Raw genomic sequence first — 14772 nt, forward strand, 5'->3', positions numbered from 1 at the left:
TTTTCAGGCGAAATAATCATTGGCTTAAAATGTTGCTGTAGTTCACAGTCTGAACTACGATCATCCTCTCGGGGAAGGGTTTGCGCATGCGGATTATCTTTCTCACCATTGATGGCAATCACGCCGCGGCTCTGCACGCTGCCGCTGCCCGGATCAAGGCCGAGCACGGCGTTGAGGTGCATGCCGCCTGTTACGACGCCGCTTCGCTTCGCGATGAGTCGGGTTGGCAGCGCCTTGAGCGTGATCTCAAGGGGGCTGCGTTGGTCTTTGGGGCACGCCTTTTTGGTGAGGAGTATGTGCGCCCCCTCGAGCGTTTGCTTGGCGCGGCGTCGTGTCCGGTGCTGGTTATTACGTCCAATCCGGCGCTGATCCGTCTGACCCGCATCGGCAAGTTTAGCCTTGCCCCCCAAGCCGAAGAGTCGGGCGGCATGCTGCGTCAGTGGGTCAAAAAGCTTCGTCCTCAGGGTGGGGCCGGCGAGGCTCGTCGCCAACTGGCGGTGCTCCGCAATCTCAGCAAGGTGCTCAAGCTCATTCCCGGCAAGGCGCGTGATCTCTATACTTATATTGTTGCGCATCAGTACTGGACGAATAGCTCGCCCGAGAATGTCTATCGCCTCGTCTGTCTCTTGATCGAGGCGTATGTGCCAGGCTATAAGGGTAAGTTGCCCGTGCTCGATCCTGTGACCTACCCCGACCAGGCGCTGATCCATCCTGATGCCCCGGCCCCCTTTGCGACGCTTGAGGAGTATCAGAAGTGGCGGCGTTCGCTGCGAGGCAATAAGCGGGTTGGTGAGCAGGGCAGTGTGGGGATTCTGGCGATGCGTACGGTGGCGCTCAGTGGCAATACGGCCCACCTCGATGCGCTGGTACGTTCACTTGAAGCCCGTGGCATCGAGGCGCGGATGGCCTATGCGACCGGCCTTGATATGCGGCCTGCCATCACGACCTTCTTTCAAGCCCACGGCCATAGCAAAGCGAAAAAGGCTGCCCCTACGACCAATGGACACGCTGCGACTGTCGATCTCCTGGTGAATGCGAGTGGTTTTGCCCTCGTCGGTGGCCCCGCCGAGAGCCGTCCCGCCGATGCCCGCGCTGCGCTCGGCGCACTCGATGTTGGCTATCTTGCGCCGGTGCCGCTTGCCTTTCAGCGGGTGGAGGATTGGCGGAGTGACTGGGCCGGGCTGTCACCGGTGCAAGCGGCACTGAGTGTGGCGGTGCCTGAACTCGAAGGGGCCGCTGATCCGCTGGTCTATGGTGGGCCCACCGCGGCTGGTGATGGCTTTGTCCCGGCGACGGCTGAGGTTGAGTTGCTCGCCGGGCGGATTGCCCGCCGTTTGGCGCTGCGCCGTACCCCTAACCATGCCAAACGACTCGCTCTGGTGCTCTTTAGCTTTCCCCCTAACCTGGGTAACCTCGGCACCGCTGCTTACCTTGATGTCTTCCGTAGTCTCCATAAGCTGCTGCAGGCGCTCAAGGAGGAAGGCTATCAGGTGGAGGTGCCTGACGATGCCGAAGCCCTGCGCAATCTGGTGGTTGGCGGCAATGCGCTGGCGCACGGGGCTGATGCCAATGTGGCGGCGACCTTCCCCGTCGAACACTATATGCGCCTCTTCCCCAGTTATACCGAGATTGAGCCATGCTGGGGGCGGGCACCGGGTGAGTTGTTGAACGATGGGCGCCGCTTCCGCATCCTCGGGCGGCAATTGGGCAATATCTTTATTGGGGTGCAGCCGCCGTTTGGCTACGAGCGCGATCCGATGCGGATGCTGATGGCTCGTGATGCGGCCCCCAACCATGCTTTTGCCGCTTTTTATACCTGGTTGCGCCATACGTTTGACGCGCATGCCGTGGTGCATATCGGTACCCACGGGGCGCTCGAATTTATGCCCGGCAAGCAGGTTGGCCTCGGTGCTGATGATTGGCCTTCACGCTTGATTGGCGAACTGCCCAACTTCTACCTCTATAGCGTCAATAACCCGAGTGAGGCCGCGATTGCCAAGCGTCGCAGTGCGGCTACACTCGTCAGTTACCTGGTGCCCCCCTTGCAGCAGGCCGGTCTCTACAAGGGGCTGCGTCAACTTAAGGATAGTATCGACGCCTATCGCCAGCGGCCCGACCCCGGGATGCTCGACGTGATCCGTGAGCAGGCCGCTAAACTGGGCATGCAGCAGGCCAAGGCGACCTTGCAGCACGGTGTTGGTGAGGCGCACGCGACGCTTGAGGTTGCGCCAGATACCTACCTGGCCGCGTTGAGCCACGAGTTGCTGCAGATCGAAGAGCGCATGATCCCTGCTGGCCTGCACGTCTTTGGGCAACCCCCCGAACCAGTGGAGATGGTTGATCTGCTGAGTCTGACCGCCACCTTCCATCAGTTCCCGTTGCGGGGTGCGCTCGTGACCTTCCCAGCGTTGATCGCACGCAGCCTCGGCCTGGAATATGCTGCCCTCCGCGAACGCCTCGCAACCGATCTTGAGGCACAGACTGACTGGCAGCGGATCGAAGGACTTGGCAAGGACGCGATCCGTCGGTTTGTCGAGGGGGGGCCGTTTCACGTGCCCGGTCTTCATCATCGCGATCTTGATCCGCTCGCTGATTTCCTTGGCGATCTCCTCAATCGCCTCAGTAGCGATAATGAACTCGCCGGTTTGTTGCACGGGCTCGAGGGTGGCTTTGTGACGCCATCGCCGAGCAACGATATTGTGCGCGATCCGTCGGTGGTGCCAACGGGGCGCAATGTCTATAGCCTCGATCCATCGCGTGCGCCAACAGCCCAGGCGGTCGAGAAGGCCGAGCGCCTGACCAATGAGTTGCTGGCTCGTGCCGTTGCTGATGCTGGTGCCCCGCCCGAAAGTGTGGCGGTGGTGCTCTGGGGGAGTGACAATCTCAAGAGTGACTGCGAAGGCGTGGCGCAGGTGCTGGCCCTGATGGGTGCACGCCCGGTGCCTGACGAACTCGGCAACATTTCGGATGTCACCCTCATTCCGCTCATTGAACTGGGTCGCCCCCGCGTTGACGTGGTCGTGACGGTGAGCGGCATCTTCCGCGATCTCCTTGGGCATCAGATGCGCCTGATTGACAAGGCGGCCCGTCTGGCTGCCTGTGCCGATGAGCCCCTCGAGGGCAACGCGGTGCGGCGCCACGCGCTGGCAACCGCTGCCGAACTTGGCCTTCCTCTGGAAGAGGCCGCTATCCGCGTCTTTGCCAATGCGCCTGGCAGCTATGGTGCCCATATTAACCACATGGTCGAGAGCGGTTCGTGGGAAGATGATGAGCAATTGAGCGAGACCTTCCTCAGTCGCAAGGGTTTCACGATGGGCAAAGGTGGCGAATGGAACGACTCGCGCCCGTTACTCGAAAAAGCCCTCGCTAATGTCCAGGTTACCTTCCAGAATGTCGATAGCTTCGAGGTGGGTATCTCGGATATTGACACCTATTACGAGAGCCTGGGCGGCGTTACCAAGAGCATTGAGCATCTGCGTGGCGAGCGCCCCTCGATCCTTGTCTCGGACGCGGTCAGCACGGGGGCGAACCGGGTCGGCTCGCTAGACCAGATGGTACGCTTGGAGACGCGGGCCAAGTTGCTCAATCCGAAGTGGTACGAAGCAATGCTGGCCCATGGCTACGAAGGTGCCCGCGAAATCGAGGCGCGCCTGAACAATACCTATGGCTGGAGTGCGACGACCAATGCGGTGGAGGGCTGGGTCTACCAGGGGGTTGCCGAGACGTACGCACTCGACGACGAGATGCGCGAGCGCCTGGCGAAGTTGAACCCGCACGCTGCGGCTGGCATGGTTCGCCGTCTCCTTGAAGCCAATGGCCGCGGTTTCTGGGATGCGGATGAAGCAACCATCGAGCGGCTGCGCACGCTCTATGAGGATCTGGAAGACCAGCTAGAGGGTATCGGAGTAGCGCAGGCATAAGTGGCATAAGATGAGGAGTTTGTGATGAACCGTGTGCGCGTGACGCCCGAACAGATCGATCACTACAATAAGCCCGGCCCCCGCTACACCAGTTACCCAACGGTACCTGTCTGGGATCAGACTTTTGGTGAGGCTGACTATCGTGAGGCGCTGGCTGCGGTTGCAACCCAGCCTGATGATGGACTATCGGTCTATGTTCACTTGCCTTTCTGTGCCGAGCGCTGTGCTTACTGTGGCTGCAACGCAACCGTGACCCGCCACCCCCATGTGGTCGATGCCTATCTTGATCGTGTCGAGCGCGAGCTTGCGCTGGTGGCGCCCCAACTTGGTGGGCGACGCCAGGTGGTGCAGTTGCACTGGGGTGGTGGCACCCCGAATTTTCTGAACGAAGCCCAGACGCGGCGCTTGATGGCGATGCTTGACGAGGCCTTTCTTATTGACCGCAATGGCGAAGTTTCGCTTGAGATGGATCCCCGGATCGGTAGCCGCGCCCAGGTTGAACTCTACCGTGAGCTTGGCTTCAATCGGGTGAGCCTCGGTGTGCAGGATATTGACGCGCAGGTACAGGTTGCGATTGGGCGGATTCAGCCTTTCAGCCAGACCGAGGGCCTCTATGAAGCCTGTCGTGAACTTGGCTTTGCGAGTGTCAACGTTGATCTCGTCTATGGCCTGCCTTATCAGACGGCTACGGTCTTTGGACGGACGCTTGATGCCATTATCGGGTTGCGGCCTGACCGGTTAGCCTGCTTTAGCTATGCGCACTTGCCCCAATCGCGCTCTAATCAGAAGCAGGTTGATACCAATGGCCTGCCCGAACCCTACGCCAAGTTTGGGCTCTTCCAGATGGCGATCGAGCGCCTGACTGATGCGGGCTACGATTGGGTCGGGATGGATCATTTTGCACTTGAGGCTGATGAAATGGCCGTGGCCGCCCGTGAACTCAGGCTGCACCGCAATTTTATGGGCTATACCACCCGCCCGGCGATGCACATGGTGGCCTTTGGGGTCAGTTCGATCGGTGATATGGCTGGCTACTATGTGCAAAATGATGTCGGTCTGGGGCGCTATCAGAAGAGTCTTGATGCGGGCAAATTGCCGGTTGTCCGGGGTATGAAGCTCACCGAAGATGATCAGCGGCGGCGAGCGGCGATCACCCATCTGATGTGCAACCTCGAATTGCCTTTTGCGATGGCGGCTGATGACGCCATGCACGCATCCTTCTTGCGGGTGGCCCGGTACGCTGATGAAGGCCTGGTCATTGTCCATCCTGATCGGCTTGTCGTGACCCCGCTCGGGCGGTATTTTGTTCGCAATCTCTGCATGGAACTGGATGCCCATCTGTCGCAGACGGCTGGTCGTCCGATCTTCTCCAAGACGGTGTAACCTTGCTCGGCCTGCCCCTTGCTGCAAGGGGCAGGCCGCTTGCGCTTCCAACCACATGCAGATCAGGCATCTTCGGGGAAGGTTGGTTGGACGTAGCGTTCAGGTGCCCTGACCTTCCCGCAAGATGTCACGGATAGGTGTCTAGTGTGGAGAGAGTTATGCGAACGTTTCGTGTGGTGTTATCGCTCGTTGTTTTGCTGGTGCTGGTCGCCTGTGGCAGTGCCCCGGTGGCCGCCCCGACTGCGGCCCCGACAGATGCTCCTGTGGCTGAACAGCCGGCCACAACCGTCCCCGAGGCTACCATTGCGCCGACCGAAGTGCCCACGCAAGAGCCCCAGGTGCAACCAACTGGGCCAGTGCGTGGTGGGTTTGTCACCCGTGCGTTGACGACCGAGCCAACCGGGCTCGATCCAGCAGGTGCACAGGGTTCTGGTCAGAATGTTGTTTTGCCCTACCTCTTTGATACGCTGGTCGCGGCTGATGTGACGAACACAACCCAGCCGTTGCTCGCGGAGAGTTGGGAAGTCAGTGAAGATGCTTTGAGCATCGTCTTTACGCTACGCGAAGGCATTACCTTCCACGACGGGACGCCGCTGGATGCTGCGGCGGTGGTCTACAGCTTCGAGCGCCTGCGTGCCCCTGATAGTACCTCGCCAATGGCGGCTAGCCTGCAGAGCGTCGCAGCGATTGAAGCGGTTGATGCACGGACGGTGCGCTTTGATTTTAGCGAACCCTCGGCGGTCTTTTTTGCGACGATTACCTCGCCGTATGCCAGCATCGTCAGCCCCACGGCGGTCGAGGCGCTCGGCGAAGGCTTTGCGCAGCAGCCCGTTGGCAGTGGTCCCTTCAAGCTGAAAGAGTGGAACCAGGGCATCGCGATTACTCTTGAACGCAACGAGGATTATGCGTGGGCTCCCCCAATGGTGACGAATGAGGGCGCTCCCTACCTCGACGGTGCCATCTTCAAAGTTGTCCCTGATGCCTCGACCCAGTTGACTGCCCTCCAGGCAGGTGAGGTTGACCTGATCTTCCTCAATTTGCCCGATCAGATTGCTCGGCTTCGTCAGGATACCACGATCAATCTGCTCCCCCTGACGCTCAACAGCTTGACCTATATGGGCTTTAACATGGTGCGAGCGCCTTTTGACGACCTGCTGGTGCGTCAGGCCGTTGCGCACGCGATCGATAAAGACGTTATTGTCCAGGCTGCTGCCGGTGGCGAAGGTACGCCTGCCTTTGCGCCGATGGCGGTAACGCTACCCGGTTTTGACCCGAGTTTGCAGAGTGGTGAACTGGCCTATGACCCCGAGGCGACCGCAACGCTCTTGACTGAGGCTGGCTTTGTGCAGGAGAGTGACGGTTCCTGGAGCAAAGATGGGACGCCGCTGGCGTTGACGTTGCTCACCTTTACGCGCGCACCAAACCAGGATATTGCGACGGTTATTCAGGCTCAACTTCAGGACGTTGGCATTCCGGTCGAGATTCAGCAACTTGACGCACCGGCGGCGGGCCGCCAGGCCGTCGAGGGTCAGTATGACCTGTTGCTCTGGCGCTACGACTGGAATGACCCGGATGTGTTGAATATCAACCTCAGTTCGAGCCGGATTGGGAGCACGAATCGGGTGGCCTATAGCAACCCCGAGGTTGATGCGCTGCTTGATGCCGCCAGTCGTGAGCTTGATCCGGCGGCACGCGCCCAGATCTATGTTGAAGCGCAACGGCTGATTATGGCCGATGCCCCGTGGCAGCCACTCTATACGCCAGTCGATATGCTAGCTGTGCATGGACGGGTCAACAATGTGGTGCTGTCGGCGATGGGACGGGTGTTGTTGAACGATGCCACGGTAGAAGAGTAAGAGGATTGCGCTTATGCTGCGTTTTCTCGTCCGTCGTCTGCTTGGTGCGTTGGCAGTCTTGCTGGCGGTCAGTTTCTTCACCTTTGTGATGCTGGAACTGGCCCCTGGTGATGCGGCCGATACGCTGGTGGGTGAAACCGCCAGTGCCGAGCAGATGGCGGCGATCCGCAGCAGTATGGGGTTGGATCTGCCGTTGCTGGTACGGTACAGCAATTTTCTGACGGCGGCCGTCTTTGATGGTGATCTGGGGCATTCGGTGATCTCGGGGCGTCCGGTGGGCACACTGGTAGCCGAGCGGTTCAAGTACACGTTTGTGCTTGCGGTGACGGCGATGAGTGTCGCCGTTGCCGTTGGTGGACTGGCTGGTGCCGTCGCTGCGGCGCGCCCGCGGGGTTGGTTTGATCTGCTGGTGATGGGTTTTATGACGCTGGGGCAGGCGCTGCCGACCTTCTGGATTGCCCTGTTGATGATCCTGGTCTTTGGCCTGCATTTGCGCTGGTTACCTGTGCTTGGTGCAGGCACACCACAGCATCTTATTTTGCCGACGATCGCGCTGGCCTTGCCAGCGGCGGCGGTGGTGGCACGGCTGGTGCGGGCTAGTCTGCTTGATGTGAAGGGTGCCGATTATGTGCGTACCGCTCGCGCCAAGGGGCTCGGGCCAGTTACGGTCTGGGGGCGGCATCTCTTGCCCAATAGCCTGATGCCAGTCATTACGCTGATCGGGCTTTACCTTGGGCAAATGCTCGGCGGGGCCTTTGTGATCGAGACGATCTTTGGGTGGCCTGGGTTGGGGCGGTTGCTCGTGCAGGCGGTCTTTGACCGTGATTTGCCGGTGGTGCTTGGGTCGGTGCTGTTGATTGCGGTGATCGTTGTGTTCCTGAATGTGCTGGTAGATGTTGTCCATGCGTTGCTTGACCCACGCATCGGGCACGAGGCAGTCTGACGATGACAGTGCGAATCGAGCCAGGCCTTCATCAGGGTGAGCAGGCGCAAGCCTCGTTAGGGCGGGGGTTGCGCCGTGTGCGCACCCGGCAGCGGCGTGGTCTGATGTGGGCACTGCAACGGTTGAACCTGACGGTTGGGGGCCTCTTGATTGGGACACTCCTGCTAACGGCGCTTTTTGCGCCGCTCCTTGCGGTGGCATCCCCTGATGCGATCGCTCCGGCGAGCCGCTTTCAGCCGCCCGGTCTGGCGCATCCGTTTGGCACGGATGGCCTCGGACGAGATCTTTTTAGTCGGGTTGTCTATGGTGCGCGGACGGCCTTGCAGATGGCGGTGCCGGCAGTGATGATCGGTTCGTTTGCAGGGATCATCCTTGGTTTGCTGGCTGGGTACTATTGCGGCACGCTTGATCAGATCCTCTCGCGGATGATGGATGCCTGGTTGGCCTTGCCGGGCCTGCTGCTGGCGATTGTCTTTGTGGCTCTGCTCGGGCCTTCGTTGCAGACGACTGTCATTGCGCTGGGGCTTGTTGGTATCCCTGGGTACTATCGTATGGTACGGAATGGTACCCTCTCGGCGCGTGAGATGCTCTATGTCGAGGCGGCCCGTACGCTGGGGCTTGGTGATGGGCGTATTTTGCTGCGTCACATCTTGCCCAATCTTACCTCGCCCCTGGTTGTGCTCATTACCCTGCGCCTGGGGACGGTCATTCTGGCGGGAGGCGCGTTGAGCTTTATTGGCCTTGGGGCGCAGCCACCAACCCCCGAATGGGGGGCGTTATTGGCCTCGGGGCGGGATAGCATGGATCGGGCCTGGTGGGTCGCTTTCTTTCCGGGGATGGCAATTACGGCTAGTGTGATGGGGTTCAATCTGCTGGGCGATGGCTTGCGGGATCTACTTGCTCCCGAAATGGCGCAGGAATATCGGACGCACGCCGGGGCGGATGAAGATGAAGGTCGATCTTAGGGTGGAGTAGCAAGATGCATACGTATGATGCGGTCATTGTTGGCGGTGGAATCAGTGGTTTGAGTGCAGCGTATACGCTCTATAAGCGCGGCTTTGAGGTGCTGGTCATTGAGGCGCATGCTGAGGTTGGCGGCTCGATGCAGAGCATGACGACTCGTGATGGCTATGTGCTCGATTGCGGCCCCAATACGGTAACCACCAAAGATGCCCGTCTGTGGGCTGAGTTTGCTGATCTGGGGCTGCTTGATTCGCTGATCGCGGCTGATCGCAGTGGTACCAAGCGCTATATTCTGCTTGATGGCAAGCCGGCCATTATCCCCTCCTCGCCCCCCGCGCTCATCAAGACCCCGCTGCTCTCGACGGCGGCTAAGCTGCGTTTTGTTCGCGAGCCGTTTGTCCCGCGCAGTGGTGCTCCCGATGAGAGTGTCGCTGATTTCTTTACCCGTCGGCTTGGCCCTGAACCGACCGAACGTCTGATTGATCCGTTTGTTTCGGGCGTCTATTCGGGTGATCCGCGCAAGATGTCGGTCAAGGCGGCTTTCCCTTCGCTCTGGGAGGCCGAACAGCGTGGCGGCAGCATTGTGCGTGGCATGCTGAAAGGACGCCAGCGACCAGCCAAGGGTACCCCCAAAGACCCGAAGATGCGCAGTGTGCTTTTTGGCTTCCCCGGCGGGATCGCCGATTGGCCCAAGGCAATTGCGCGGACGCTTGGGCCAAACCGAGTCTGGTCTTCAGCCAGAGCAACCGATCTCTTCCAGGAAGGGGCAAACTGGCGGCTGGTGGTCGAGCGCGATGGGCGTACCGAGCCGGTCGTGGCGCGGGCGGTGGTGCTGGCTATCCCGGCCTTTGCTGCCGCTGACCTGATTGACGCCATTGCGAACTCGGCGGCGGCGGCGCTGCGCGAAATTCCGTATGCCCCCGTCAATGTGGTCCATCTTGGCTATCGGCGAGACCAGGTCGCTCACCCGTTGGACGGCTTTGGCGTCCTGGCTCCCTCGTGTGAGCAGCGCAATTTCCTCGGCATCCTCTGGTCCTCCACGCTCTTCCGTGGACGCGCCCCCAAGGGCAAGGTCTTGACGACAACGCTGGTTGGTGGCTCGTTGCGGCCTGATCTGACCGAACTGGACGATGCCAGTCTGGTCAAGACGATTGCCGCCGAGAATGCCGCTGTGCTGGGCATCACCGGTCTCCCCGCGATGAGTAACGTCGCACGTTGGCCGCACGCGCTGCCGCAGTACACTTTTGGGCATACCGAGCGCATTGCTGCCCTCGAAGCGACTGAGCAACGCTTGCCAGGACTCTTCTTTGTTGGCAACTATCGGGGTGGGGTTGGGGTGCCGAAATGCTGGAAGAACGGGGCCACGATGGGCGAACGGGTCGCCGCAGCGTTGCACGCTCAGCCCGCCCATGTGGCGGTAGAGAAATAAGCACTGAAGGCTCTCGTATGGCCTACGATGAGGCAAGGATAAGGATCGCAGGGAGAAGTGTATGAACATCGTCAAGAACTTTCGCCTGGGGTTGCTCCATATGGCTGTGGCTGTCTGTCTCGTGCCGATTACCGGCATCCTCAACCGGATTATGATCCACGAGATGCAGTTGATGGCAACCCTGGTCGCGGGCCTGATTGTTTTGCCTAACCTGATGTCACCGTTGCAGCCCTTTCTCGGCCAATATTCTGATCACCATCCTCTTTTTGGCTATCGGCGTACGCCCTATATTGCGTTGGGCCTGTTGCTCTGCATTACCGGCTCGGTGCTGACCCCGATGGCTGCGCTCACAATGGATGCAACCTTTTGGCCTGGCCTGGCCTTCTCGATTCTTGCCTTTGCGCTCTGGGGGGTGGGTTATAACCTTTCGGTGGTCTCATACCTTTCCCTTGCTAGCGATATGTCGGGCGAAAACGATCGCTCGCGTACGATTGCGGTCATGTGGTTTATGATGATCACCGCGGTCATTTTGACGGCGACGATCACCGGACGTGCGCTGGAAAACTATAGCTCTGAGGCGCTGGTTCGTGTCTTTATGGCATGTGGCTTGGTGGCGTTTGTGTTGAGTGCAATCGGCCTGATTGGCCTTGAGCCGCGCAATGCGGTGGTTGATGAACAGGCGCGACATAGTGTGCGCGAAGCGGTCGGCGCCGTGGTGAGCAATCCCCAGGCTCAGGTCTTTTTTGTCTATCTGATGCTGTTGCTCGCCGCCATCCTTGGTCAGGATGTTTTGCTTGAGCCGTTTGGGGCGCAGGCGTTTGGCATGAGTGTGCGTGAGACGACGCAGCTCACGGCGATCTGGGGGAGTGCGACGCTCTTCTCACTGTTGCTGCAAGGGCTCTTGTTGAGCCGCTTTCTGGCCAAAAAGACGGCGGCGACGATCGGGGCGGCTGTGGCGGCCAGTGGTTTTATCCTGATCGCTTCCAGTGGTCTGTTGCATATACAACCCTTGTTCATTGCCGGCATCGTCGTGCTTGGTCTGGGGACGGGCATTGCGACGACGACCAATCTGGCCTTGATGCTCGATATGACCACCCCGGCGAATGTTGGTCTCTTCATTGGCGCTTGGGGCATGGCCGATGCCGCTGCACGAGGCGTCGGCAATGTGATGGCCGGGGCAGTGCGTGATGTCATGAGCGCCACTCTCGGTAGTGCGGTTGGCGCGTATGTTACGGTCTTTACCCTGGAGGCGCTGATGCTCTGTGCGGCGCTGCTCTTGCTCCGACGGATTGATGTGTCGGCGTTCCGTAGCGAACAGCAGAAGATCACGACGCTGATTGCTGTGGCCGGCGATGCGTGAGTAGGTAGAGGCGCAGGGTTTTTTTAACGCAGAGGCGCAGGGGCGCAGAGGTCGGTTGATTGGCTTGACTGGTGTCTAAGGTTTGGAGGATGGCATGGATCCCAATTCCGAAAAGCTGAATGTGCTGCGGACGTTCAAGATTGGCTCGTTTCACATCGGGTCGGCCTTTGCCGATATGCTTACCTCGGCAGTCTGGAACCGTATTCTCATCAGTGATCTTGGCATCGTCGCGACACCGGTGGCACTGCTTTCGGCCTTGCGTTACCTGCTGGCCCCCCTGAGCATCTGGGCAGGCAATCGCTCCGATACCAAACCAATCTTTGGTCGCCACCGCCTGCCGTATATCTGGGGGGGCAGACTCTTGATGGCGCTTAGTCTCCTGCTCTTGCCCTTTTCGGTTGTGCTTTTGGCTGAAAACTCTTCTTCGGTTGCGGGATGGGCAGTGGCTGCTCTTATGTTCTTTATCTACGGGATTGGAACGCTGCTTTCGGGAAGCCCCTTTATGGCGCTGATCCGCGATCGTACACCGCCAAGCAAACGCGGTCAGGCTCTCAGCATTGCCCAGATTATGCTGCTTGTCGCGATGGCCGTGGTGCCTGGCATTTATGGGGTGATGCTGCGTTCGTATAGCCCTGAAGCCTTCTTCCGTACCGTCTTGATCGGGGCGGGTCTGGCCTTGCCCTTCTGGTTCTTCTCGGTGGCCGGTGAAGATCGCCGGGTGCTCCCGACGACTGAGGCGACGTCCGAGGGCGCTGCGGCAGAACCTGCGCCCTCTTTCCTCGTCTTGCTGCGTGAGATCTGGGCTGATCCGCGGGCGCGGGCTTTCTTTTTGCTGCTCGCCCTCGGTTCGATCAGTGCCTTTGCCCAAGATGCCCTGCTTGAACCTTTTGGCGGTGATGTCTTTGGTATGGATGTTGGTGAAACAACCCGCTTTAATGCCTTCTGGGGCGTTGGGGTGCTGATCAGCATGATTGTCACCACGGTCTTGACCCGTAAACGCGCACCGCACGAGCAGACCTCGACGGCCCGGATCGGGTTGATGCTCAGTGCTGTCCCGATGGCCTTGCTTGGCCTGGTTGCCGTCTTTCAGCTTGAAGCGTTGCTCATCCCAGCGATCCTGCTCTTTGGGGTCGGGTTTGGTGTCTATACCGTCGGGGCGATTGGTCTGTTGATGGCAATGACGTCAGATAAACATGCCGGAGCCTACCTGGGGTTATGGACGGTGGCGCAACTTGTGTTCCGTGGGGTTGGCATGGCGCTTGGTGGCATTGTCTTTGACCTTGCCAATCTGATCACCCGCGGGCCCCATCTTGCCTATGGCTCGGTCTTTTTGCTGTCAGCAGTTGGTTTTGTGGTCTGTATCGGCATCCTGGCACGGGTCGATGCCCCTGGTTTCGCCGCTGGACGTGTCTCGATACACGAACCAGCGCTCGCGATGGCTGACGGATAAACAAACCTGTATACGCACAGCGAGAAGCGCACGTACCACAAGAGAGTGATCGACTCTCCAGTACGTTCTGTGTTTCTTGTGTGCCTAGATTTGCGTAGATTTATTAAGAAATACTGAGGATCTCAGGTATGAAGCTTCTCCTTGCTGGGCTCGATCATACAACGGCACCGGTGGAGATTCGCGAACGGCTGGCCTTTAGCACGACGGACATTCCGGCGGCACTGATGCAATTGACAACCGCTCACGATGATTGTCCCGCACTGCTCTCTGAAGCGGTGATACTCTCGACTTGTAATCGGGTTGAGATCTATGGCGTTACGCACGGCGCAACGACAGCACAGAGTCTTGTGCGCTTCCTGGCCGATTTTCACGGCCTGGAAGAAGAGCAATTTGCCCAGGCGCTCTTCTTTTTCAGTGGCGAAAGTGTTGCGCGCCATCTCTGTGCGACGGCGTCTGGGTTGCGTTCACTCGTGCTGGGTGAGGCGCAGATCCAGGGTCAGGTACGAACGGCGTTTGAAGCCGCTCAGTCAGCGGGGAGCATTGGGCCGATTCTGCACCGGCTCTTCCAACATGCGTTGACGTCTGGCAAGCGTGTCCGTAGCGAGACGGCCCTCGGGCAGGGGGCGGCCAGTGTGTCGCAGGCGGGGGTTGAACTCGTGCGCCATCGTCTGGGCAATCTGGCCGGATGTCGGGTTTTGCTTGTCGGTGGCGGTGAGGTGAGTGAACTGGCTGCCCAGAATCTGCTCGCCAATGGCGCCGAATCGCTCATTATCGTGAACCGTACGTCAGCGCGCGCCCAGCAACTGGCCCGGCAGTACAACGCGATGGCGATGGGGTTCGATGATCTGCCCGAGGCACTGTCGCTGGCTGATATCGTGATCAGTTCGACGGCAGCACCTGTGCCGATCATCTATCGTGAGCACGTTGTGAATGCGATGACGACCAAGACGCAGGCGCGAGCCGTTGGTGTGTCGGGCCCGCGCGAACAGCCCTGCATGCTCCTGATTGACCTGGCTGTCCCACGTGATATTGCCGGTGATGTCGCCTCTGTGCCTGGTGTCCATCTCTGCACGGTTGATGATCTGCAAGAGGTGGTACGGGCGACGCTGGGGCATCGCGCCGGGGCTGTCAGCACGGCCGAGGCGATTGCGACGGCCGAGGTGGCGGCGTTTCAAGCTTGGTGTCAAACCCAGGATGCCGTGCCAGCTTTGACGCGCCTGCGCGAACGGGCCGAGACGGTGCGCAATGCCGAGCTTGATCGCGCCCTGCGTCGCCTGCGTGATCTCTCGCCCGAGCAGCGCACGGTGGTCGAGGGCCTGACGCGCAGCCTGGTGAACAAGTTGTTGCATCCACCCACCCGTTGCCTTCGTGATGCTGCGGCGCACGGTGATGGGCAGCGTTATGCCGCAATGGTGACGGAACTCTTTAATCTTGAGACGATGTAACACCATCTGGCAAGGACAGAATG

9 protein-coding genes are annotated in these 14772 nt (G+C 59.7%); all 9 read left to right on the plus strand.

Annotated elements, in window-relative coordinates:
* Positions 1–86 precede the first annotated feature (86 nt).
* The 9 genes from bchH to hemA all read left to right on the plus strand — a co-directional run bounded on the left by bchH (position 87) and on the right by hemA (position 14749).
* On the plus strand, positions 87–3920 hold the full coding sequence (bchH, locus tag EKD05_RS16590; RefSeq protein ID WP_129674740.1) for a magnesium chelatase subunit H: 3834 nt from the start codon (positions 87–89) through the stop codon (positions 3918–3920).
* A gap of 24 nt (positions 3921–3944) precedes the next feature.
* Entirely contained in the window at positions 3945–5303 is a 1359-nt protein-coding gene (hemN, locus tag EKD05_RS16595; protein ID WP_129674742.1) for an oxygen-independent coproporphyrinogen III oxidase, read from the plus strand.
* Positions 5304–5461: 158 nt separating this feature from the next.
* Entirely contained in the window at positions 5462–7159 is a 1698-nt protein-coding gene (locus EKD05_RS16600) for an ABC transporter substrate-binding protein (RefSeq protein WP_129674744.1), read from the plus strand.
* 13 nt (positions 7160–7172) lie between these two features.
* Entirely contained in the window at positions 7173–8102 is a 930-nt protein-coding gene (locus EKD05_RS16605; RefSeq protein ID WP_129674746.1) for an ABC transporter permease, read from the plus strand.
* Positions 8103–8104: 2 nt separating this feature from the next.
* On the plus strand, positions 8105–9067 hold the full coding sequence (locus EKD05_RS16610; RefSeq protein ID WP_240695822.1) for an ABC transporter permease: 963 nt from the start codon (positions 8105–8107) through the stop codon (positions 9065–9067).
* 14 nt (positions 9068–9081) lie between these two features.
* The gene (hemG, locus tag EKD05_RS16615; RefSeq protein WP_129674748.1) at positions 9082–10494 is read left to right on the plus strand and encodes a protoporphyrinogen oxidase; all 1413 of its coding nucleotides are present in this window, start codon (positions 9082–9084) and stop codon (positions 10492–10494) included.
* Between the two features lie 61 nt (positions 10495–10555).
* The gene (locus EKD05_RS16620) at positions 10556–11854 is read left to right on the plus strand and encodes a BCD family MFS transporter (protein ID WP_129674750.1); all 1299 of its coding nucleotides are present in this window, start codon (positions 10556–10558) and stop codon (positions 11852–11854) included.
* 94 nt (positions 11855–11948) lie between these two features.
* On the plus strand, positions 11949–13304 hold the full coding sequence (locus tag EKD05_RS16625; RefSeq protein WP_129674752.1) for a BCD family MFS transporter: 1356 nt from the start codon (positions 11949–11951) through the stop codon (positions 13302–13304).
* Positions 13305–13432: 128 nt separating this feature from the next.
* On the plus strand, positions 13433–14749 hold the full coding sequence (gene hemA / locus EKD05_RS16630) for a glutamyl-tRNA reductase (protein WP_129674754.1): 1317 nt from the start codon (positions 13433–13435) through the stop codon (positions 14747–14749).
* Positions 14750–14772: the final 23 nt, after the last annotated feature.

The organism is Candidatus Chloroploca sp. Khr17, assembly GCF_004138165.1.
GTDB lineage: Bacteria > Chloroflexota > Chloroflexia > Chloroflexales > Chloroflexaceae > Chloroploca.